Origin of the sequence: Parabacteroides sp. PF5-9 (genome assembly GCF_029893105.1) — a bacterium.
In the GTDB taxonomy this organism is placed as follows: domain Bacteria; phylum Bacteroidota; class Bacteroidia; order Bacteroidales; family Tannerellaceae; genus JARXWG01.
Genome location: NZ_JARXWG010000014.1, coordinates 78,069 through 102,908, shown reverse-complemented (window position 1 = coordinate 102,908; position 24,840 = coordinate 78,069). Strand labels below are relative to the sequence as shown.

Sequence of the window (24,840 nt, the reverse complement as noted above, 5' to 3'; positions counted from 1 at the left end):
ATACCCCGGGTCGATCCGCTACGCTCCTCTTCACCCGGGGTTATGCACATTAAATCCCTGTGGGATTTGGTCTTCGGAAAACCTTCAAATCTTACACTATCCGAAGATAAATATTTATATCACGTTCACGTTAACTTATAAAAACGAGAAACGATGCCCAAAAACACCTTTCAAAAAAAATGGGCTGTCCATTAGTCGGACAGCCCATTTTATAAATTCAAAATCAAACGATTTCTCGTATTACTTTTTAATGAACTTTACAGATTTGTTTAGACCGTTCTGGTTCACTGTCAGAATATAAATACCACCTTTCATCATATTAGAAAGTGAAATAAACTGACTTGGACTATTGATACGTCCATTTGCCAAAGTTGTTCCTTGCAGACTAACGATAGCATAAGTCGCATTTTCACCATTCAAGATATAAAGTCCGCCATCTTGCACAATGATATCTAAATCACTAAGAGCCACAGGATCATTTGTCGTAATGATACTCATTGCATTTGACTTCACATAAGCTGTTGCCATCGGAACAGCTACTCCATCTTTGATCGGAGAGAATGTAATGTCAATAGTCTGTTTGTCTACCGGAAGTTCAGCTTTGATATTCATCACTTGCTCCAAACCTAGTTCTGCTGCTCTCAACAACTCTTCTTCATCTTCAGTATCGGGCAATGTCCAGATATTCATATCAAAAGCCTGGATCGGATTCATTACTGTTCCTCCCATAGAAGGAATAATGTCGATCAGCATTGTCGTAATCTTATCGTCATCGTTAATCATTCCGTCACCACTAATATCAGCAACAATCACATCAACCTGCATAGCGTACTGCTTAATACCTCCGGATGTTGTGGCCAAATCAAAAACAGCTTTACTTAAAAGATCTGCAACTGCAGCTTTTGGCGTGTTCACTGAAGTATAATCGGTCATTGTCACAATCTGTTTTTTAGCCCATTCCCAAGGTTCATTTTTGCTTAGACGAACAGAGTCCTGAGTTGTTAACACCAAATCCTGAGCTGATTTCGGTTCAAGGCTTGTAGTTAGTTTACGATAGCCTTTTACTACACCCATTTCATACGAGGTCAACAAGATAGAATCGACAGGTAATAAAGCAGCTTGATTGATCAAATTCATATACACAACTGCATCACCCATCTGTACCTGTTGTGTTGTGCTACCTTTAGGAATACCAAACAAAGAAGCTTCAACAGTACCGTTTGTCTGCATTTTGGTAATATCCAGTTTAACCAGCATATTCGGTGTTGGATTTTCTCCTTCTTCGTCGATCATGGCACGCAAAGCATCACCAATAACTAAATTATAGTTGAAGACATTATTAACGAGCGATTCTTTATATGAGAAAAGTTCGCCTCCTGGTATAGGAATCATACCGGCCAACGCTTCATTAATTTCCAAATTTGCTTTCATTTCACCAAATGGCAAGATTCCCACTTTTTCACCAAAAGTCAACGTCATTGAAAGCGCGTTTGGCACGATGATATTGACAGATATTTTCCCGGGAATTGCAATTTCAACAGGTTGCTCGCCTGTAGTTGTAGTCAACTTCTGATAATCTGCAAAATAAACTTTCACATTTTTCAAGAGAGGAAGAACAAAAGCCGGTATACCGTCAATATCCAGTGTACTCAGATCCAAGACCATACTATCCGGTTGCAGAGTCAACGGTGTTTTATCCGCCCGTAATGCACTTGATTGCGTATAAGGTAAAGAATTCACAACATCTTCGATTCCGAAACCAGGTTTAGTGAAAGCCAAAAAATCAAAGCCTGTCATCTCTTTCACTTGGTCAAAGATAGCAGGTACTACCTTTTTAACGACCATTGTTTTTTCACCATTTGAGAGTTGTCTCTCCTGTGCCACCATTGGAAGGGTCATCATTAAGGCCATGGCAGCTAAACAAAAAGAAGTAAAGATTTTTCTCATAATTATCCACGTTTTAAATTTAACAAGGGCAAAGTTATCAGATAAAATAAAAACACCAACGATTATAACGAATAAATATTAGTCTTTTTCCAACAATTTTACAGATTGAAAATCAGTCCATATCGCATAACCATAATATATTTATTAGCTTTGCAGCAATCAATACATTATGCGTCTTAGAGTATGCGATTGGCTTTTATAATTACGTCTCTTTTTTTTCTGTTTCAATCCCTCTATGGATATGAGCCAAACAGGGATTATCATTTCCGTCATTATACCAACAAACATGGCTTATCCCATAATACGGTCTATTGTTCTTTGCAAGATCAGAAAGGCTTTATGTGGTTTGGAACCGATGACGGATTAAACCGCTTCGACGGACAATCGTTCAAAGTCTATCGCTACAACTCCTCCTCGCCCCATAGTGAAGGACTACCCAACGACCGGATTGTTCATCTTTTTGAAGATACTTCCGGAAGAATTTGGATATGTACATTAAACGGCACCTGTTATTACGACTATCAGACCGATACATTTCATCCATTACCTTTTCATTCCGAGGAGAAAAGCCTGGATTATTTTCATGCTATCACCGAAGATAATCAGGGAAAGCTTTGGTTTGCCGGAAATAAACAGATCGTCGTATATAATCCGACAGATACAGAAGTAAAAAGCTATCCTACAGAAGAGACTCTCTTTCCACATCTCATGACTCGCACAGAAAATGGTTTCCCACTGTTTGCCGATGAATATAACCTCTATCATTACAAATCCGAAACGGATCGGTTTATTCCTATTCCTATCTTAACCGAAGACGAACAACAGACATTGGTACATCTTTCTGCCATCTGCCCTGTCACCACAGTAGGCATCCTTTTAGGAACAAACAAAGCCGGATTAAAACTATTACATGCCTCTACCGGACAAATCGAAACCATTATTCCAGACATACAGGTAAGAGCAATAACACCCTATAATAATGTGACCTACTGGATTGCCTCCGAATCCGGTCTATACATCTACAACATCATAGACAAAAAGATCTTGCATTTACAAAAGTCATTGACCAACGAATACGCTATTTCCGATAATGCCATCTATTCCATCACCAAAGACCGTGAGGGAGGAATGTGGTTAGGAAGCTTTTTCGGAGGAATAAGTTACCTCCCTCAACGATATACTCGATTCAATAATTATATCGGAGGCAAAACCCATCCCGACATGCTCGGAAACGCTGTACGCGAAATATGTCCCGACCAGTATGGTCATATATGGCTGGGAACCGAAGATAATGGGATCAACCGATACAATCCAGTGACTGGTGAAATGATCAATTATTCGTTAAACAACCCGATTAACCGCTTATCGGCAACGAATATACATGGCTTATATGCCGACGAAGATAAGTTATGGATCGGAACATTCAATCGTGGTATTGAAGTTCTTGATATAACGACCGGTAAAAGAGTGAAACAATATACACAAATAAGAACCTCTCAAACACCCATTGAAAATTTCATTCTCTGCTTTTTCAAAACACGGAAAGGAGATTTTTTTGTCGGCACCTCTTCCGGCCCAGTGCTTTACGAACAGGAGAGCGACACATTCATACCCTGGAGTAATATCGGCGCACTGGTACGTCAGTTTTATGAAGACCGGAATGGAACACTATGGTTAGCAACAACAAATGGGATTTATAACTATCGACCGGAAAACAATAAACTGACCCATTATTCCTCTTCGGATCCAAACAGCGGACTGGGCAGTAATAACACCACTTCAGTCTTTGAAGATTCCAAAGGGAACATATGGATTACAACAATGTACGGGTTCTCTCGTTACAATGCAGATACCGACAACTTCATACATATCACGACTCAGCATGGCCTACCCAGTAATATAACTTATCGGATCGAAGAAGATTGTAACGGTTTTTTCTGGATATCAACGGCCAACGGATTAGTACGGTTTCATCCTGAAACCTGTAATATACGTACATTCACCGGTAGCGATGGACTGCATGAAACACAATTCAACTACAGTTCTTCATACAAAGCGAATGACGGAACAATTTACATGGGAACTATAAACGGTATGGTCTCTTTTAAACCCCAATATTTCAAAGAAGATCTGTTTGTTCCACCGGTATACATTACCCGTATCCATATTCCGGAAAGCAAGGAGAAACAATCCATAAATCATCTCCTCTCCGACTCTACCGTACAGCTAAAATTGCCTTACAACTCCTCCACTTTTACAATCACCTACCAAGCTGTAAGTTACACCTCCCCGGATGCTATCCGGTATGCTTATATGCTGGAAGGAGTAGACAACGACTGGATCGAAATGGGCAAGAATAAAGAAATTACTTTTGCCAACCTCTCTCCAGGCAAATACCGGTTTAAGGTAAGATCGACCAATAGCAGCAACCTCTGGCAAGCAAATACACAAACGCTGCAGATCGTTATTACCCCACCATTCTGGATTACCCCCTGGGCCTTTGTGATCTATCTGTTACTGATTGTGTGCTGTGTGATCTTATTCTACAGGTATAAAAAAAGAAAACTTGAAATACAGCATAAACTCAATCAGGAATTATTTGAAAACGAAAAAGAGAAAGAACTCTATCACGCCAAAATACAGTTCTTTACATTTATTACACACGAAATACGCACGCCACTGACTCTCATCAAAGCACCATTGGAAAAGATACGACATTCCGGAGACGGTTCGCCTGCTACTAAAAAGAATTTAAAAACGATCGAAACAAACACACAACGACTACTTGATTTGAGCAATCAGTTGCTCGACTTCAGAAAAACCGAAAGTCGTGGTTTCTTATTAAACTATGTCAAAACAGATGTGCTGTTATGGGTCGATACGATCATACAACCTTTTCTTCCCTTATTCGAAAAAGAGGAAAAAACAATCCATATTCAACTGCCCCAAGATCGTTTTATAGCTTATATCGACCGGGAGGCTTTTTCAAAAATAGTCAGTAACCTGTTGACGAATGCCATTAAATATAGCGATAAAAAAATCAGTATCCGGTTGACAACACCTGAAAACAACTTTTTTTCACTGCTTGTGACTAACGATGGCTACCTGATCCCGCAAAGTGAGGAAGAAAAAATCTTTTCCCCTTTCTATCGTCTGAAAGAGACAGAAAATATGCAAGGTAGCGGAATTGGATTGTCATTGTCTCGCTCTTTAGCCGAATTTCATAAAGGTACCCTCTCCTATCAGCAGACAGCCGATCAACTGAATCAATTCATATTAACCCTCCCTGTCGAACAGGAAGAGTATTGTTTTGATATAGATCTTCTGACCGCTCCGACCAAAGAGGTTAGAAAAAGCGTATCTGTCTCTTCCGATAAACCGATCGTATTAATTGTCGAAGATCAGAAAGAGATGCGGCAGTTTATTGCCGAAGAATTAGCGCTTTCCTACGAGATCGTAGAAGCCGAAAATGGCCAAATAGCACTTGAGCGACTGGAGAACAACCCTGTCCATCTGATTATCAGTGATGTCATGATGCCTGTTATGGATGGATTTGAACTATGTAATACAGTAAAAAACAATATCCACTTCAGCCATATTCCTTTTATTTTACTTACGGCACAACACAACCTGCAATCGCGGTTGAAAGGGTTGAATAAAGGAGCCGATGCCTATCTGGAAAAACCATTTTCATTGGAATTGCTGACTGCCCAAATACAAAATTTACTGAAGAGCCGTGAAATTCTTCACAAAACGTATCTGGAGGCTCCACTTATTCCTTCCGCCTCTTTAGCAAACACCCCTTTGGATAATCTGTTCTTATCCAAACTCAACACCTATCTGGAAGAAAATATCACCAATGAAAACCTGAATGTCGAAAGCATTGCGGCAGAGATGGGGTTAAGTACCTCCAGCCTTTACCGCAAAGTAAAAGGACTGGCCAATATCTCTCCTGTCGATTTTATTCGTATCACCCGTCTGAAAAAAGCCGTACAACTGATGCAGTCCGGCGAAAAACGAATCAGCGAAATCGCCTATAAAGTAGGTTTCAGTTCACCCGCCTATTTTTCTACCTGCTTTCAAAAACAGTATGGAAAGTCGCCTTCGGAGTTTATCAAAGAGTTAGAAAATATCTCATAACGCATCATGTTCATAGTTAATCATTCGCTTCTTCAGCTATTTTACGAACAGTTTCGACAAAATCACTGGCATTCCTATTAAATGTTACTTTTAGTTTTTATACTTTACCAACATAATCACCGGATTGGATTCTTCGTTCAATGTTGCGGCAATCTCCTTTAATTCACCTTTCAATTGATCTTTTTCGTAAGCGCTGACAAGGAGATGGGCATCTATTTTTTGGCAAAAAGCAATGTTGGGATTTCCATTTCTTCCTAATGAATACATCAGTACACGCTCTTTGTTCGAATAATCCCCATTATATACGGCAGAACGGAATGTTTCCCCCGTTAGCCTATCAAGAACCAAACTTGTGTCTGGATAATCTCGTTTTTTTGTTTTTAATTCCATAAAACAGTAACGATCGGTAATCACTCCCGGAAAAAGATATACTTCCGGATCCATCGATTGCAGAGAAGGAGTCCGGGCTAAAAAGGGAATCAGTTTGTGGTCGTGTGTATACCGGTAAACAGTGTCCGACGAAGCCTCTGTAAATATCATTTCATCTTTGTAAGGGATTATTGTCTTATTGTTAGTACCTATAGCATAAATCATATCGCCTTCACGCCACATAATCACTGGTGTTTTTCTTTTTTCTATCGGAATCTCTATTTCCTTCAACGTACTCCCATCTTGTTTGGATGTAATAAAAAACGATGGCATTTCTACGGCTCTCTCATCAATATCAAAATTGAAGGCTGAGTTCCACCAGATAAAACTCTCTCCATCAAAGTTAGCTAAATCCTGTAAACTAGCATCTTCCTTTTTGTCGAAAGATCGTTTAAAGTTGCCTTGCAGATCATAGACTAGTATTTTTCTATCGCAAATAAATATTTCACTATTTTCTTCATCCAGAAAGCTATTATGACTAAATATATATTCTTCAGCACTTTCTCCAAAGCGATTTATCTTTTTTATTCCTTTGCCGTTTCTATCAAAGAGAAATAGATCTCTATTTCCGGAAATATTTCTCGTCATTATGATTTCATTACCTATAGCCAATGGTATACCTTCGCAAAGAAACTCATCATTCGTTTCCAACACAATATATTCCACATCCAGAAAATCCTGTAGAATAAGTTCTTTCTTAGGATATGTTGCCGTAACATCAATTGTAAAAAAACCTTCGGAAGCATCAGGATGCTTGCATCCTACACATCCTGCCGTTATGAATAGGATAATAACCAATCGTGTAATCATGTTTTTCATTTTCTAATAAATTTTACAGGTTCTATATTCTGTTATAAAATCACAAACCGTTTCGGAGCAAAAATAACGATATTTTCGTAATAGGCAAATTTATCAACGATTTATTATTCAGCTATAGTACAAATACATTTTAAAACTCCAATAAAAAAGTGAATAACAATCATCGGTTCAATTGGATTTCTATGTCGTATGTGTTCAAATACAAACATCAGATACAACCCTTTACCTTAAAGCCTTCATTCCTCTCCTCCAACCGTCCGTATCACCTCACAAATTTTGCGGATCAATTAATCGTCTACCAATTGGTGCCTTTTCGTCTACCAATTGGTGCACTTTCGTCTAACAGTTGGTGCACTATCGTCTACCAACTGTTAGACGATTAACCCTCGCAGAAAAAACAGCCAGAGTAATCAGATAAAACAGGTAGACGATCTGAATGAAAAAAGTGATATCTCTTAAACATATCACCCGTCATTTGTTTATAAGATATTATGACGTACATTTGCAAAGTCTAATTATTAAAGAGATATTAAGATGAAAACGCAGCTACACAAAGGCTTCTTAGTCGTTTTACTTATTATGGGCATAGCCATAACAAGCTGTCGGCCGGGAACCAAAACCAACACTGAAAATGATATTCGATTCGACTCCATTACAGTAGAAAAAACATATCATTTACTTGACAATCCGCAGAATCCGAACTGTAACCTACAAATTAAATTCATCTATCCGAATCAATATACCAACAAAGAGATTCTGAAGAAAATACAGGAAAGTTTCCTGTTGGCTTATTTAGGAGAAGGATATGAATCGTTATCACCTCAGCAAGCCGTATCACAGTATACCGAAGATTATCTGACAGCCTATAAAGACCTGGAAAATGATTATCAGGACGAACTGAAAAACGCATCAGAGGAATCTCCTGTCGGAGGATGGTTCTCGTATTATGAAATGTCGAACAACGAGATTGTCTATAATCAAAACGATATTTTAAGCTATACCGTTTATTTTGAAAATTATACCGGTGGAGCACATGGTGCACACTCTTTTATGAATCATGTGATCAATCTGAAAACAGGCGACGATCTGACCGAAGAAAATATTTTCATCGATGGCTTTCAAGATGCATTGGCGCAGTTATTGGTTGATCAAATTGCGCGGCAGAATGAAGCGACAACCGCCAAAGAACTTGAAGATATGGGGTTCTTTAGTATCGACGAGATATATCCGAATGGCAACTTTCTGGTCGATCATGAAGGGATCACCTACTCGTTCAATGAATATGAAATCGCAGCCTATGTGGTTGGAGTAACCAACGTTAAGCTCTCTTATAAAGAGATCCTTCACCTACTGCGGGAAGAGAGTCCGATATCACACTTAATCAACTAAAACAGGACGAAGCCAGATATAAACGATGAATCACGCCAATCAATCACCGGAAACCGGGTCAGTTGTCAAGGATCAACTGTCGCTTATAAACGCCTATTTTCCGGACTTAACAATAGAGCAGATCAAGCAATTTACGGCTTTATATGACTTATATGCCGACTGGAATTCCAAAATCAATGTCATCTCCCGCAAAGATATCGAAAACCTCTACCTTCATCATATACTACACTCGTTAGGGATAGTATATATGTTGAAATTTAAAGAGGGTTCATCGGTTATGGATCTGGGTACCGGAGGAGGGTTTCCCGGCATTCCCTTGGCGATACTTTATCCCGAAGTTCGTTTTCATCTGATCGATAGTATCGGAAAAAAAATAAAAGTCGCACAGGCTGTAGCTGATGCGATCCAATTAAAAAATGTCACTTTCCGTCATTGCAGAGGAGAAGAAGAAAAACAACTTTTTGATTTTGTTGTAAGTCGTGCTGTCATGCCCCTGAGCGATCTGGTCAAGATCGTTAAAAAGAATATTCGGAAAGAGCAACTGAATGCATTACCCAACGGGTTAATATGCCTGAAGGGCGGTGAATTACAACATGAGATACTGCCTTTTCGGAATAAAGCGGTCAGCATCGAACTGCAAGATCATTTCAAAGAACCCTATTTTGAAACTAAAAAAGTGGTATACGTGCCGTTATGATAACTGTTCAAACATTTGAGGTGAATTTCTTTATGGAAAACACCTATCTATTGTATGATGAAACACGGGAAGCGGTGTTGATCGATTGTGGCTGTGTGACGCCGGAAGAAGAAAAAAGGTTAAGCGATTTTGTCGCACAGGAAAAGCTGACGATTAAACGGTATCTATGTACACATCTGCACTTGGATCATATTCTGGGTAACGAATATGTGTACCGGACATACGGTCTATCGCCGGAAGCGCACAAAACAGAAACAGAAGGATTGCCTTCACCGGAACAACAGGCTCAATTATTCGGATTGCCGATTACCCTGAAAAATGTCCCTGTCACCAACTATCTTGTCGGTGGAGATACAATCAAATTCGGGCATTCCGAACTCACAACACTGCTTGTTCCCGGACATTCTCCTGGCAGTCTGGTCTTCTACAATAAAGAGAACGGATATCTGTTTACAGGTGATGCTTTATTTGCAGGGAGTATCGGGCGCACAGATCTATGGGGAGGCAATCAGGAGGTATTAATAACAGCTATTCAGGAAAAATTGCTCTCTTTGCCGGATGAAACGATTATATACCCCGGTCACGGACCGACATCGACAATCTTCAACGAAAAAATGAATAATCCTTTTTTATAAAATTATACGTTATGGACACAAATAAATTTGTAAATCGCCATGTAGGTATTACAGAGGAAGATATCCCCTCTATGCTACAGGCTGTAGGCGTCAAAACCCTGGATGAACTGATCGATCAGACTATTCCGGCAAATATCCGTTTAAAAGAAGAGATGAATCTGCCGGAAGCAATGACCGAGCGTGAGTTTGCCGAACATATAGCCGAACTGGCTTCCAAAAATGAAATATTTACCTCCTATATCGGTATGGGTTGGTATGATACGGTATGCCCTGCTCCTATCCAACGCAACGTCTTTGAAAACCCGGTATGGTATACTTCATACACGCCCTATCAAGCTGAGATTTCACAAGGTCGCCTGGAAGCATTATTAAACTTCCAAACCATGGTTAGCGAACTGACTGCATTGCCGCTCACAAATTCATCGCTACTGGATGAAGCGACTGCTGCTGCGGAAGCGATCACCATGTTTCATGGAAGCCGTAGCCGTACACAGATAAAAGCAGAAGCCAATACAGTATTTGTTGACGAACAGGTATTCGAATCGACGCTTGCTGTTATCCATACCCGAATGATTCCGCAAGGGATAAAGGTCGTTGTTGGCGACTATAAGAAATTTACATTCACTCCGGATGTATTTGCTGCTATTATTCAATATCCGAATGCAAACGGTGCGGTGGAAGATTATAGAACATTTGTGGAAAAAGCACATGCGAATGAAAGCAAAGTAGCTGTCGCCGCCGATCTGATGAGTCTGGTACTACTGACTCCTCCGGGAGAATGGGGAGCGGATGTGGTATTCGGTAGCAGTCAGCGGTTTGGTATCCCGATGTTTTACGGAGGGCCGTCTGCCGCTTATTTTGCGACTAAAGAGGAATATAAACGGGCTATCCCAGGGCGTATTATCGGCATTTCAAAAGATGCTTACGGACATCCGGCATACCGGTTGGCTTTACAAACCCGCGAACAGCATATTAAACGCGAAAAGGCGACCTCAAACATATGTACCGCCCAAGCGCTTTTGGCTTCTATGTCAGGCTTCTATGCCGTATATCACGGAGCAGAAGGGTTGAAAAACATTGCAAACCGTATCCATTCTGCCGCTGGATTCCTGGCCGGGGAATTGGAAAAATTAGGTTATAAACAACTAAACAAAAACTATTTCGATACATTGTTGATCGAACTTCCTCCGCACGTTTCAATCAATGCATTACGTGAGATTGCACTGGAATGTAAGGTCAACCTACGCTATTTCGAAGGAGGTCAAATAGGTATAAGTCTTGATGAGACGACTCAGCTGACTGATATCGGCGTATTATTATATATCTTCGGAGGTGCTGCCGGAAAAGAGTATATGTTGGAGGAGTCTATCCCTCAAAAGGTTTATTTTGAGCAGACTTTTGCCCGTACTTCTAATTTTATGCAACAGGATGTATTTAAGAAATATCATACCGAAACGGAATTGATGCGATATATTACCCGTTTGGGACGTCGGGATATTTCACTCGCACAATCGATGATATCACTGGGATCATGTACGATGAAACTGAATGCAGCGTCTGAGATGCTTCCGTTAAGTCGTCCCGAATTTCAAAATATCCATCCGTATGCACCGGAAGAACAGACGGAAGGGTATAAAGAGATGATCGAAAATCTGTGTGCCTATCTGGCTGAGATCACTGGATTCAAGGGCGTAAGTTTACAACCAAATTCGGGAGCTGCTGGCGAATATGCTGGATTGCGTGTGATCAGAAGTTATCTGGAAAGTATCGGGCAAGGTCACCGCAATATTGTGTTACTACCTGCATCGGCGCATGGAACAAATCCGGCCAGTGCCATTCAGGCCGGATACTCAACCGTTACGGTCAAGACCGACGAAAAAGGAAATATCGATATGGCGGACTTCCGTGAAAAAGCGGAAGCTAATAAAACACAACTGGCCGCTACGATGATTACTTACCCATCTACGCACGGTATCTTCGAAGCAGATATCAAAGAGATGTGTGATATAGTACATCAATATGGCGGACAAGTATATATGGATGGTGCCAATATGAACGCGCAAGTCGGATTAACCAATCCGGGTACTATCGGCGCCGATGTGTGCCATTTGAATTTACATAAAACATTTGCCTCTCCTCATGGGGGGGGTGGTCCAGGTATTGGCCCGATCTGCGTGGCAGCACATTTAGTACCCTTCCTGCCTTCGCATCCGGTCGTATGGGGAAGTGATATCAATACGGTATCTGCTGCTCCTTACGGTAGCGCCGGTATAGCTTCTATCACCTATGCTTACATACGTCTATTAGGTGCTGAAGGATTGACATGTGCTACAAAAATTGCGATACTGAATGCCAATTATCTGGCAGCAAAATTGAAAGACAGCTACGGAATCGTTTATACCGGAACAACCGGTCGTGTAGGACACGAACTGATTCTTGAATGCCGGAATATAAAAGAGTCATCAGGTATTGACGAAAGTGATATCGCCAAACGTCTGATGGATTTCGGATACCATGCGCCTACCCTTTCTTTCCCTGTACATGGTACCTTGATGGTCGAACCGACAGAAAGTGAAAGTAAAGCTGAATTGGATCGTTTTGTCGAAGTGTTGGAATGTATCTGGAAAGAGATCAAAGAGGTTGAAAACGGTACTGCCGACAAAATAGACAACGTATTGAAAAATGCACCTCATCCCGAATATGAAGTGATTGCTGATGAATGGAATCATATATATCCACGTAGTAAAGCGGCTTTCCCGTTAGAGTGGCTGCATGATGGCAAATTCTGGATCAATGTGGCACGAGTCGACAATGCCTATGGCGACCGGAACCTGATTCCGACCATTTGTGGAGCATGTGAAATCTAAATCCGGGTCGAATACGATGAAGATCGTCTATCAACAGACATAAATTAGTACGGCACAAATACAAAGCGCGCTCATTTTCTCTTCCGCTTGTATTTGTGCCTTTTTAATAAAAAGCAAATTACATTTATATACCATGAACACAACAAAAAAAGAGAAAACCAAATTCAGCAAAGCGTTTTGGGTAGCCAACATCGTCGAATTATGTGAAAGAGCCGCATACTATGGTGTTTTTATTGTTATTACACTCTACCTGAGTAGAATATTAGGTTTTAATGATATTCAAGCTGCGGCTATAGCCGGTATTTTTTCTGCCTGTCTTTATCTTTTACCGACTTTTGCAGGGGCATTGGCCGATAAAATCGGTTTCCGTAATTCCATGTTACTCGCTTTTTCGCTTTTAACATTGGGATATGCCGGTTTAGGCTTATTTCCTACTATATTGGAATCTGCCGGTTTGGTGGAATACAGTATGACGACCCATTTTACAGGTTTATTGGAAAGCAACTGGCGTTATGGTATTCTTCCGATTATGGCACTGATCGTTATCGGAGGATCATTTATCAAAAGTGTTATCTCCGGAACGGTTGCTAAAGAAACGACACCGGAAAACCGAGCCAAAGGTTTCTCCATATTCTATTCCATGGTTAATATCGGAGCGTTTTCCGGAAAAACAATTGTAAAACCTTTACGTGAAGCGATGGGAAATGAGGGATTGATTACCTTGAATTACTTCTCTGCCACCATGACTTTAATCGCCCTCTTTGCTGTTTGGTTCTTTTATAAAAGCAGTCAACATAGTGGAGAAGGTAAAAGTTTTCGTCAAATATGGCAGGCTTTGCTCAAAGTTTGTACCAATGGCCGTTTGATCGCATTGATACTTATCATTACCGGATTCTGGATGGTTCAGCATCAACTATATGCCACTATGCCTAAATATGTCTTACGTTTAGCCGGTGAAGGAGCTTCTCCTTCCTGGTATGCCAATGTGAATCCATTGGTGGTGGTATTGACCGTAAATCTGGTGACACAACTCATGAGTAAACGGACAGCCCTCAGTTCAATGACCGTCGGTATGTTTATCATGCCGATCTCTGCACTTTGCATGGCCTATGGTAATGTATTGGATAGCAATCAGACTATACTGACCATGCACCCCGTTGCTTTTATGATGGTAATAGGAATTGTATTTCAGGGATTGGCCGAAACATTTATCTCACCTCGTTTTCTGGAGTATTTTTCTTTGCAAGCACCAAAAGGAGAAGAAGGTTTATATTTAGGTTTTAGCCATTTACACTCCTTTCTTTCTTCTATTTTCGGCTTTGGGCTTTCGGGGTATTTATTAAATAAATATTGTCCGGAACCGACCTTGTTCAACTCGCATGCCGAATGGGCAGCCGCCAGTGTTCATGCCCATTATATCTGGTATTATTTTGGAGCAATAGCACTTATTTCGGCTTTTGCACTGATCATCTACGGAGTGGTTGTAAAAAGAGTGGATGCCAAACAAACAAAAGCCTGAGACCTATCCACCTATTGAAATGCTCAAAAAACTCTAAAGTGTGCATAAACCTCTCAAATCTTCTTTGATTTAAAGAATGTTTGATTATTTTTGCACGCGACTAAATGAAAAACAACCTAATTTCTAACTATCATAAAAAATAAATATATGAGTTTTAAAATTATTGTTTTAGCAAAACAGGTGCCGGACACACGTAATGTGGGAAAGGATGCAATGAAAGCCGACGGAACAGTCAACCGTGCCGCTCTCCCTGCTATCTTCAATCCGGAAGACCTGAATGCATTGGAACAGGCTCTTCGTCTGAAAGATGCTTATCCTGGAACAACAGTTACTTTGTTAACAATGGGACCGGGACGTGCCGCTGAAATTATCCGTGAAGGTATGTATCGCGGAGCTGACGGTGGGTATTTACTAACCGACCGTGCTTTTGCCGGAGCCGATACATTGGCCACTTCTTATGCCATATCCATGGCTATCCAAAAAATAAAAGCATACGATCTGATTATTTGCGGACGCCAGGCAATTGATGGAGATACAGCACAAGTAGGTCCACAGGTAGCCGAAAAATTAGGATTAAGCCAAGTGACATACGCCGAAGAAATTCAAAAAATTGAAAACGGTAAAATCACAGTCAAACGTCGTTTGGAAAGAGGTGTCGAAACCGTAGAGGGAAAATTACCACTGGTAGTTACTATCAACGGTTCTGCTCCTGCTTGTCGCCCACGTAATGCCGTATTTATTCAGAAATACAAACATGCAAAAACAGTAACGGAAAGACAAGAAGCCGATATCGATTATATCGAAATATATGACAAGCGCCCATATCTTAACCTACAGGAATGGAGTGTGGAAGATGTCAATGCCGACACAAAATTGTGTGGTCTTTCCGGTTCGCCAACGAAAGTGAAGAAGATCGAAAATGTCATCTTCCAGGCCAAAGAGAATATGACACTTGAACCAACCGACGATGCAATCGAAGGGTTGATGAGAGAATTAATTTTGAATCATACCATTGGATAACATGAATAATTTATTTGTATACTGCGAAATAGAAGACGGCATTGTTGCCGATATAAGCCTCGAATTGCTTACAAAAGGACGTTCGTTAGCCAATACGCTGGGATGTAAACTCGAAGCTGTTGCTGTCGGTCATCAACTGGAAGGTATCGGTTCACAAGTTTTTCCTTACGGGGTTGATATGCTTCACCTTTTTGATGATAAACGATTATATCCATACACCTCATTGCCTCATACTTCGGTTTTAATCAAACTGTTTGAGATAGAAAAACCGCAAATAGCCTTAATGGGCGCAACAAGTATCGGTCGTGACTTAGGGCCACGCGTCTCCTCGGCATTAGGTAGCGGATTAACAGCAGACTGTACTTCTCTTGAAATTGGTGATCACGAGGAGAAAAAAGAGAATAAAGTCTATAAAAACCTACTTTATCAGATTCGCCCCGCATTTGGTGGAAACATCGTGGCAACCATCATCAATCCGGAATGCCGCCCACAAATGGCGACTGTCCGTGAAGGGGTGATGAAAAAAGAGATGGCTGATGCAAACTATACAGGTGAAACAAAAAAACACGATGTTTCTCAATTCGTTAGTGACGCTGATTTCGTCGTTTCCGTGATCGACCGCCAAATTGAAAAAAGTAAAACCAATATCAAAGGCTCTCCGATCATCGTCGCTGGTGGTTATGGAGTAGGCTCACGTGAAAATTTCCAATTACTTCATGATCTGGCCACAGTTATCGGTGGAGAAGTTGGTGGTTCGCGCGCAGCGGTAGATGCCGGTTTTACCGAACATGAACGTCAGATCGGACAAACAGGTGTCACTGTCCGTCCGAAACTCTATATTGCCTGTGGTATCTCAGGGCAAATTCAGCACATTGCAGGAATGCAGGAAAGTTCGATCATCATCTCTATCAACAATGATCCGAACGCTCCGATCAACACGATCGCCGATTATGTAATTACCGGTACGGTTGAAGAGGTTATTCCCAAAATGATTAAATACTACAAGAAAAACACGAAGTAATTATGGCTAACTATTTTTTAGATACTCCAGGATACAAACATCATCTTCACCATCCGTTAATGAAGCGGATTGTAGAATTAAAAGAGCGCAATTACACCGACAAAGATAAATTCGATTACGCGCCCATCGATTTTGAAGACGCGATGGACAGTTATGAAAAAGTATTGGAGATTGTTGGTGAGATATGTGATGAAATCATAGCGCCTAATGCAGAAGAAGTGGATCATGAGGGACCAACCGTATCTAACGGAAGAGTAACGTATGCTTCCGGAACACAACGGAACCTGGACGCCGTGCGCAAAGCCGGATTAATGGGTATGGCTATGCCGCGCCGATATAATGGTTTGAATTTCCCGATCGTGCCCTATATTATGGCTGCAGATATGGTCTCACGCGCTGATGCCGGTTTTGAGAACCTTTGGGGATTACAGGATTGCGCCGAAACCCTCTATGAGTTTGGCAATGAAGATCAACACCAACGTTATATTCCACGCGTATGCGGAGGAGAAACCATGTCGATGGACTTGACCGAACCGGATGCCGGATCAGATTTACAATCTGTTATGCTGAAAGCAACGTTTAACGAAAAAGACAATTGCTGGTATCTGAACGGTGTAAAACGTTTTATCACCAATGGTGATGCAGATATCCACCTGGTATTGGCTCGTTCGGAAGAAGGCACACGCGATGGTCGCGGTCTTTCTATGTTTATCTATGACAAAAAAAATGGTGGCGTCGATGTGCGTCGTATCGAAAATAAAATGGGGATCAAAGGATCACCGACTTGTGAACTGGTTTATAAAAATGCAAAAGCAGAACTTTGTGGCGAACGTAAGTTGGGATTAATCAAATACGTTATGGCTTTAATGAACGGTGCACGTTTAGGTATTATGGCTCAGTCGGTCGGTATCTGTGAAGCGGCTTACCGTGAAGGTTATGCTTATGCTTTAGAACGCAAACAGTTTGGAAAAGCCATCATTGAATTCCCTGCTGTTTACGAAATGGTGTCACTGATGCGTGCCAAAGCAGACGCCTCACGTGCCATGCTTTATGAAACGGCACGTTTTGTCGATATATATAAAGCTTTGGAAGATATCTCCCGCGAGCGAAAACTTGAACCCGAAGAACGTCAGGAAATGAAAACATTCAGCAAATTAGCCGATGCTTTCACGCCTATGGGCAAAGGGATGACCTCGGAATATGCCAATCAAAATGCCTATGATGCGATTCAGATTCATGGAGGTTCCGGTTTTATGAAGGACTATGCCTGTGAACGGATTTACCGTGACGCACGTATCACCAATATCTATGAAGGAACCACCCAACTACAGGTGGTTGCAGCAATCCGCCACGTCACGACAGGGACTTATCTCAATCAGATTCGTATATACGAAAGTCTGGACTATAAGCCCGAACTGGATCTGTTAAAACAGAGACTGATGGATATGACTGCTAAATATGAAGAGATGGTACAGATGGTTACCGAAACAAAAAACAATGAACTGATCGATTTCCATGCCCGTCGTTTGGTAGAGTCGGCTGCTCATTGTATTTTCGGATATCTTCTATTACAAGATACCAACAAAGATGAAACATTCCGTCGTTCAGCCGAAGTGTATATCACGTATGGAGAAGCTGAAGTCCATAAACATTATTCGTATATCACGAATTTCGACTGTGGCGCTTTAGGCTACTTCAAAGTACAAGCATAAATACATAGACATTGAATATCAAAAACCTCTTTTTGCTGTCGGCAGAAAGAGGTTTTTTTTATGTTGTCTACCAAATTGTTTTAGCCAATACACTCTGTATCACCCCACGCATAAACAGATAAGTTAAAAATGCCAGCCACAACGCATGATTACCCAAAACCGGATAAAACAGATAAAACAGTATAAAAAAACTACCGGATGCGATCAACATCGCATAAAGCATTTTCCGAGTCGCTGTCATACCAATAAAAATACCATCCCACAAAAAAGCGGCAAAACCGGCCAACGGTATAGCCAATACCCAATAATAGTATTTCCCTGATTCCGCTATAACAGACACGTCATTGGTCAATACCCCCAAAAAAGACTTTCCCCCTACTCCATACAGTAAGGTAAATAAAAGCGCCAGACCTACTCCCCAGACAAACAATAACCTGACCATTTGATTTAAAGACTTTTTGTTTTTAGCGCCGGTATAAAGTCCGGCCAAAGCCTCTCCGGCATAAGCAAATCCATCCATAAAATAAGAGAACAGAGTGAACAACTGCATTAATAAGGTATTAACAGCTAATACAACATCTCCTTGCCGCGCCCCTACGGAGGTAAAAAAGGTGGTCACAGCGACCAAACATAATGTCCGGAAAAAAATATCACTGTTCACCCCAAAGAAACGTCTCATCGCTTCTTTGGTGAATGTTCCCTCCAAAATCAACCGTTCACGCAAATGACTATAATGACGCATATACATAAAGATCGCCATAAACAGGCCTGTATATTGAGCGATCAGAGTACCCCAGGCTACCCCTTCCACTTTCATCCCCAAGCCAAATACAAAACAAAGGCTAACCACTATATTAACGATATTCTGTGTGATAGCAATAATCATCGGATAACGAGAATTCTGCATCCCAATAAACCATCCGGTAAAGGCATACAACCCCAATACCGCCGGAGCACCCCATATACATATCCGAAAATAAATGATGGCTAACTCCCTGACCTCATCGCTGGCTTCAATGAAAAAAAAGGCAATCTTATAAATAGGATATTGCAAGAATAACAAGCCACATGCTATAATAAATCCAACACCCGTCGCCCTGAGGAGTGAACGTACAACTTCATTCAAATTGTTCTCCCCATAAGCCTGAGCCGTAAAACCACTGGTGCCCATACGCAAAAAACCAAACAACCAGTAAATGATAGAAAAGAGCATACCGCCGACCGCAATAGCACCGATATAAGAAGCTGCACCCAGATGACCAACAATGGCCACATCGATTAAACCCAACAAAGGCACAGTAATATTCGAAATAATAGCAGGTATTGCCAACCGAAGTATTTTTTGATTCATGTTCAAGCGTATGGAATGATTAAAAAAAATGAAGGTCGCGAGATTCACATCTAACGACCTTCTACACTAACCCTTAACTTTAACCAATGAAAAACAATAATTTTTTATATATATACGGTCTAACCGTACAATATGCTATGAATTATTATCACTAATTAGAACTACTTACTGTTCCAAATGTGTCACAAATATAGAAATATTTCCTTGTATCTTCCAAAGATATAGATGGAAATGTTTCTGCTTTTAACTTCTTTTAATTGATTGAAACCTACTTATATTCTATTATCTTTGGAGTCAAAATCGACGAAACATGGATTGGATCATCATAACATTGTTAATTGTAAGCCTTGTTTTTCAAGCTGTACATATTGTAATAACGCGAAACAACAACAAAAACAAATCCCTTGAACAGTGGCTATTGGACGTTCAGAAAATGTTCGACCGGATCGAAAACAATTTCAGGGAAGATTTTCGCTTAAACCGGGAAGAGACACGTACTATCGGTAAAGATAATCGCGAAGATCTGGCTCGTTCTTTAAACGAATTTCGGGAAACCTTTGACAGAGGGATTACTTCTTTCAATGAATTGCAACGCGAAAAGTTCGACAAACTGGATGATCGCCAACAAAAACTGATCGAAAACACCGAAAAACGGTTGGAAGAAATTCGTGTGACTGTAGATGAGAAATTGCAAAAAACGTTAAATGAACGAATCAGTCAATCTTTCCGCTTAGTCTCCGAACAACTTGAGGGGGTACAAAAAGGATTAGGCGAAATGCAAACACTCGCCCAAGATGTAGGCGGGTTAAAACGCGTACTCAGCAATGTGAAAACACGAGGAAATATCGGAGAGATACAATTGAGTATGCTTTTGGAACAGCTACTTGCCCCCGAACAATACGAAGCCAATGTGCATACCAACAAAAAATCGGATTCAGTGGTCGAATTTGCTGTCAAACTACCCGGAAGAGATGATTTTCATGAGTTTGTCTATCTACCGATCGATGCCAAATTCCCCAAAGATGTGTACGAACAGTTACTCGATGCCTACGACAGCGGAGATACGGCAGCCATAGAAGCGGCCGGCAAACTATTGGAAACAACCGTCAAGAAAATGGCTAAAGATATTTCCGAAAAATACCTGAATCCGCCAGCAACCACCGATTTCGCCATTTTATTCCTTCCTTTTGAAAGCATTTATGCCGAAGTGATTCGTCGTTCCGCTTTAATGGAAGAGTTACAACGGACACATAAAATCGTCGTTACCGGCCCCACCACCCTGGCAGCCATCCTCAACAGTCTGCAAATGGGCTTTCGTACATTGGCCATTCAGAAACATTCCGGTGAAGTATGGCACATCTTAGGTGCTGTCAAAAAAGAATTTGAAAAAATGGGCGGCATGCTCGAAAAAGCACAAAAAAACCTGCAGACCGCCAGCGGACAGATCGAAGAGGTGCTTGGCACACGTACCCGTGCGATCCAACGCAAATTAAAAGACGTCGATACATTGAGCGCACATGAAGCACGCGCCATACTCCCCGAAATCGGCCTATTAGCCGAAGAGGATGAACCCAACGAAAAAACAGAAGAGTAACCCTTCCGAAAAACATGCAAAAGAGCTCCCTCTTTGATCAAGGTGATCTCCTTTTTTCCCCTGAAAAGTTAATCGTCTACCGGTTGGTTCCTTTTCGTCTACCAGTTGGTGCACTTCCGTCTACCAACTGTGTCACTATCGTCTACCAATTGGTAGACGATTAATTCTTCGGATCTTAGTACGAACAGACCCAGAGAAAAAAGATAGATCATATAGATAAAAGAGTGTGTACTCTACCTCGAAAAATCGAAACCGAAAGGCAAATAAAAAACGTTTGAATACATCCATGCGAATTCTCTAAAGATAAGTACCATTTTCCATCCGATTTTCTTGTTAATTTGCATCGCGCTTTATTCAAGTATACACATATACAATTTATCATATGGAAAAGACACTCGTCATTTTAAAACCCGGGACTATCCAGAGAGGTATGATCGGTAAAGTCATTTCCCGTTTTGAGGAAAAAGGATTACAACTTGCCGGAATGAAAATGGTCTGGTTGACAGATGAGCTCCTGAGCGAACATTACGGTCATTTAAAAGAGAAACCGTTTTTCCAACAGGTTAAGGATTCCATGCGGGTATGCCCCGTTATAGTCTGTTGTTGGGAAGGGGTCGAGGCGATACAGGTCGTGCGAAGTATGGCCGGAACAACCAATAGTCGAAATGCTGCTCCGGGAACGATCCGTGGGGATTACAGTATGAGTGTACAGGAGAATATCATTCATACTTCCGATAGTCCGGAAACGGCTGAGAGTGAATTGAAACGTTTCTTTGACGAAAAAGAGATCTACGATTATTCGTTGAAAAACCGTTCATCCATATATGCGGAAGATGAGTTGTAAACAGTTACCCCGTGAGGGGTAATTGCTTACAATTTATAACGAGATCAAAAATTTTATGACTTTTGGAGCATCTTCTTTTTAAAAGATTATAGCTCTAAGTTTTTAAGTGCTTTCAGCTTCAAATCAATTTCTTCTTTTGCTTTAATCAGTTTGAGTTCCTCTTTTGCCATTTGATCCTTTTTGTAGCGATGCGCAAAAGCAATAACCCCTTCGAGTTCATCAAAAGATAAAAGTTTCAGGTTCTCTAAAGTGCGGGTATAGGCTGTCTCTTTTCCTGTTTTTCTCGCCTGACGTCTAGCACGCATAGCTGCTTTCTGCTCTTCGGTCATTGTCTGTCCTTTCCTTCTTGCCATATTGATTTGTTTATTAGGTTATGCTGCAAAGATAGAAAAATAAATTTTTCAAGCCTAACCATCATATAAAATTGTATCTTTGCGTCGGATTATCAGACAGGTATATCATAAACATTCCGTCTAATAATCAATCTTTTATCTATCGAAAATATATTATTATAAAACAATAAAAAAAAGTATTGATATGCACAATTGGTTTGAATGTAAAGTCTCTTTTGAAAAAATCATGGAGAATGGAATGCAGAAAAAAGTCACGGAACCTTATTTGGTAGATGCCCTCTCTTTCACCGAGGCTGAAGCCAGAATTATAGAAGAAATCCGGCCATTTATCTCGGGAGAGTTCACGATAGCCGATATCAAACGTGCCCGTTTTTCGGAATTGTTTTTCAATGAGACAGGTGATCGTTTTTATAAAATAAAGGTTTATTTTATTACTTTGGATGAGAAAAGTGGAGCAGAGAAAAAAACAGCCGCACAGATGCTGGCTCAAGCCTCTACCCTGAAAGGAGCTATCGACGTTTTAGAAGAGGGAATGAAAGGAACATTGGCCGATTATACGATCGCTTCTGTAAACGAAACCGCTCTGATCGACGTTTTCCCATTCGACGCCAGTAAAGTTCCAGCCGTCAAATCGGAAGAAGAACTGATCGCAACACACCGTCAACGATCTGAAGAAGACATTGTATAAGTCAAACCTACACACGATGAATATAGCCCAACGTATACATACACTCAAAGCGTCGCTTCCCCAAGAGGTGACGCTTGTTGCCGTATCCAAATTTCATCCGGCAGACGCTGTGATGGAAGCCTATTACGCCGGTCAACGTATATTTGGTGAGAGTCGTGCACAGGAACTAACCGCCAAACAGAAGCTATTACCCAACGATATCGAATGGCATTTTATCGGGACATTACAACGCAATAAAGTCAAAGAGATCATCCCCTTCATTGATATGATCCATAGCGTCGACTCGTTAAGGTTGCTGGAAGAGATCGATAAACAAGCGGCCAAACACCACCGTGTCGTGCGCATACTGCTCGAAATATATGTTGCACAAGAAGAGACCAAACATGGTCTCTCCCCTGATGAGTGCCGTGAATTATTGCAACATCTCACACTGAATGATTATCCGAATGTTCAAATTTGCGGGTTGATGGGTATGGCTACATACACCGAAGATGAGCTGTTGATCGAAAAAGAATTTAAACAACTACACGCACTGTTTGTTGAAATGAAAGAGACTTATTTCAGTCATACAGCTTATTTTACGGAATTATCCATGGGCATGAGTCATGACTATCCGATTGCCATACAGGAAGGCAGTACGATGATCCGTGTGGGAAGCCATATTTTCGGAGAAAGACACTATTGACCCTTTAACCATTTTAACTCATGCAAAAAGAGGCTTAATGGAATAAATCTTTACCTTTGTCGCGTTGAACTAAACTAAATCGGACATGATTGATATAACCACCCAATATGCGGGTTTGAAACTACGCAATCCTATTATAGTCGGAAGTTCTGGTCTTACACGAAATCCGGAACGAAATAAGGAATTTGAAAAAGCCGGTGCGGGAGCCATTGTCTTAAAATCGCTTTTTGAAGAGCAAATCGAGATGAAAAGCGAACGATTAGGACATAGTTCCGACTATCCCAATGCAGAGGATTATATCCGGGAATATGTAAAGGCCAATGAAGTCACTGATTACCTGGAATTGATCAAAAAAACAAAAGCACACTGTACGATTCCTATTATAGCCAGTATTAATTGTTACAAAGCAGATGCATGGATCGATTTTGCCCGTCAGATTGAAATAGCCGGTGCAGACGCATTAGAGTTGAATATCCATATCATGGAGACCGGACTGACAGATAATTATGATGCGGTTCGTCTGTTATATGTTGATATCATCCGAAAAGTTAAACAGACAATTTCTATACCGGTAATTATTAAAATCGGTAAACTATTCAATAATATACCGGCAATAGTCAATACATTGAAAGTAAACGGAGCCGACGGTGTTGTATTATTCAATCGTTTTTATCAGTCGGATATCGATATTAATACGATGCAACTCGTCTCTGGCAATGTATTCAGCAGTCATTCAGACTTAAGCGATACACTTCGCTGGACAGCCATCGTCTCCGGGCTGATTCCGGATATCCATATCGCTTCTTCTACCGGTATACATGACTGGGAAGATGTTATCAAATGTCTACTTGCCGGAGCATCTGCCGTTCAAATGTGCAGCGCTTTATATACCTCCGGAGGTACCATTATTTCACAGATACTAACCTGTATGGAAGAGTGGATGACGCAAGCTAATTATCAATCACTTGCTGACTTCAGAGGAAAACTGAATTACGCCAACATACAGAATCCGGCCATGTATGAACGTTCACAGTTTATGAAGTACTTTTCGAGTAGAGATTAAAATTAAAAAGGACAAAATAAAAAGGAGTCAAAGAGAAATATCCTCATTGACTCCTTTTTTTATTATT

18 protein-coding genes are annotated in these 24,840 nt (G+C 40.9%); 14 read left to right on the top strand and 4 right to left on the bottom strand.

Going from position 1 to position 24,840, the window contains the following annotated elements:
* Positions 1-240 precede the first annotated feature (240 nt).
* Positions 241-1,947 carry a T9SS type A sorting domain-containing protein gene (locus tag M2135_RS09515; protein WP_280748266.1) on the bottom strand — a complete coding sequence of 569 codons (1,707 nt, stop codon included), beginning with the start codon at positions 1,945-1,947 and terminating at the stop codon, positions 241-243.
* A 183-nt stretch (positions 1,948-2,130) separates the two neighbouring features.
* Here M2135_RS09515 and M2135_RS09510 point away from each other — a divergent pair, with 183 nt between their 5' ends.
* Complete coding sequence (locus tag M2135_RS09510) at positions 2,131-6,087, top strand: hybrid sensor histidine kinase/response regulator transcription factor (RefSeq protein ID WP_280748265.1); 3,957 nt, start codon at positions 2,131-2,133, stop codon at positions 6,085-6,087.
* A gap of 90 nt (positions 6,088-6,177) precedes the next feature.
* On the opposite strand, the gene M2135_RS09505 is transcribed toward M2135_RS09510, so the two are convergent.
* On the bottom strand, positions 6,178-7,335 hold the full coding sequence (locus M2135_RS09505) for a 6-bladed beta-propeller (RefSeq protein WP_280748264.1): 1,158 nt from the start codon (positions 7,333-7,335) through the stop codon (positions 6,178-6,180).
* Between the two features lie 534 nt (positions 7,336-7,869).
* Here M2135_RS09505 and M2135_RS09500 point away from each other — a divergent pair.
* The 8 genes from M2135_RS09500 (at position 7,870) to M2135_RS09465 (ending at position 18,195) form a co-directional block, all read left to right on the top strand.
* The gene (locus M2135_RS09500; protein WP_280748263.1) at positions 7,870-8,724 is read left to right on the top strand and encodes a DUF3298 and DUF4163 domain-containing protein; all 855 of its coding nucleotides are present in this window, start codon (positions 7,870-7,872) and stop codon (positions 8,722-8,724) included.
* Positions 8,725-8,800: 76 nt separating this feature from the next.
* Positions 8,801-9,421, top strand: a complete 621-nt coding sequence (gene rsmG, locus M2135_RS09495; protein WP_348537112.1) for a 16S rRNA (guanine(527)-N(7))-methyltransferase RsmG — start codon at positions 8,801-8,803, stop codon at positions 9,419-9,421.
* A complete protein-coding gene (locus M2135_RS09490) occupies positions 9,418-10,056 on the top strand; it encodes an MBL fold metallo-hydrolase (protein WP_280748261.1) in 639 nt (212 codons plus the stop codon). The genes rsmG and M2135_RS09490 overlap by 4 nt, the downstream gene beginning before the upstream one ends.
* 11 nt (positions 10,057-10,067) lie before the next feature.
* Entirely contained in the window at positions 10,068-12,923 is a 2,856-nt protein-coding gene (gene gcvP, locus M2135_RS09485) for an aminomethyl-transferring glycine dehydrogenase (protein ID WP_280748260.1), read from the top strand.
* A gap of 133 nt (positions 12,924-13,056) precedes the next feature.
* On the top strand, positions 13,057-14,442 hold the full coding sequence (locus M2135_RS09480; RefSeq protein ID WP_280748259.1) for an MFS transporter: 1,386 nt from the start codon (positions 13,057-13,059) through the stop codon (positions 14,440-14,442).
* Between the two features lie 147 nt (positions 14,443-14,589).
* Positions 14,590-15,462 carry an electron transfer flavoprotein subunit beta/FixA family protein gene (locus tag M2135_RS09475; RefSeq protein WP_280748258.1) on the top strand — a complete coding sequence of 291 codons (873 nt, stop codon included), beginning with the start codon at positions 14,590-14,592 and terminating at the stop codon, positions 15,460-15,462.
* Between the two features lies 1 nt (position 15,463).
* Positions 15,464-16,483 carry an electron transfer flavoprotein subunit alpha/FixB family protein gene (locus M2135_RS09470; protein ID WP_280748257.1) on the top strand — a complete coding sequence of 340 codons (1,020 nt, stop codon included), beginning with the start codon at positions 15,464-15,466 and terminating at the stop codon, positions 16,481-16,483.
* A 2-nt stretch (positions 16,484-16,485) separates the two neighbouring features.
* A complete protein-coding gene (locus M2135_RS09465; protein ID WP_280748256.1) occupies positions 16,486-18,195 on the top strand; it encodes an acyl-CoA dehydrogenase family protein in 1,710 nt (569 codons plus the stop codon).
* A 67-nt stretch (positions 18,196-18,262) separates the two neighbouring features.
* On the opposite strand, the gene M2135_RS09460 is transcribed toward M2135_RS09465, so the two are convergent.
* Positions 18,263-19,546, bottom strand: coding sequence for an MATE family efflux transporter (locus M2135_RS09460; protein ID WP_280748255.1), 1,284 nt, complete (start codon positions 19,544-19,546; stop codon positions 18,263-18,265).
* A gap of 310 nt (positions 19,547-19,856) precedes the next feature.
* On the opposite strand from M2135_RS09460, the gene M2135_RS09455 reads away from it, so the two are divergent.
* Both M2135_RS09455 and ndk read left to right on the top strand, forming a co-directional pair.
* Positions 19,857-21,140: a DNA recombination protein RmuC gene (locus M2135_RS09455; protein WP_280748254.1), complete on the top strand. Its 1,284-nt coding sequence runs from the start codon at positions 19,857-19,859 to the stop codon at positions 21,138-21,140.
* A 382-nt stretch (positions 21,141-21,522) separates the two neighbouring features.
* On the top strand, positions 21,523-21,984 hold the full coding sequence (gene ndk, locus M2135_RS09450; protein WP_280748253.1) for a nucleoside-diphosphate kinase: 462 nt from the start codon (positions 21,523-21,525) through the stop codon (positions 21,982-21,984).
* 86 nt (positions 21,985-22,070) lie between these two features.
* On the opposite strand, the gene M2135_RS09445 is transcribed toward ndk, so the two are convergent.
* Positions 22,071-22,337: a hypothetical protein gene (locus M2135_RS09445; RefSeq protein WP_280748252.1), complete on the bottom strand. Its 267-nt coding sequence runs from the start codon at positions 22,335-22,337 to the stop codon at positions 22,071-22,073.
* A gap of 184 nt (positions 22,338-22,521) precedes the next feature.
* Between M2135_RS09445 and M2135_RS09440 the strand changes: the two genes are divergently transcribed.
* The 3 genes from M2135_RS09440 (at position 22,522) to M2135_RS09430 (ending at position 24,773) form a co-directional block, all read left to right on the top strand.
* On the top strand, positions 22,522-23,025 hold the full coding sequence (locus M2135_RS09440; protein WP_280748251.1) for a DUF4494 domain-containing protein: 504 nt from the start codon (positions 22,522-22,524) through the stop codon (positions 23,023-23,025).
* 16 nt (positions 23,026-23,041) lie between these two features.
* On the top strand, positions 23,042-23,710 hold the full coding sequence (locus M2135_RS09435) for a YggS family pyridoxal phosphate-dependent enzyme (RefSeq protein ID WP_280748250.1): 669 nt from the start codon (positions 23,042-23,044) through the stop codon (positions 23,708-23,710).
* An 85-nt stretch (positions 23,711-23,795) separates the two neighbouring features.
* Positions 23,796-24,773, top strand: a complete 978-nt coding sequence (locus M2135_RS09430; protein WP_280748249.1) for a dihydroorotate dehydrogenase-like protein — start codon at positions 23,796-23,798, stop codon at positions 24,771-24,773.
* Positions 24,774-24,840: the final 67 nt, after the last annotated feature.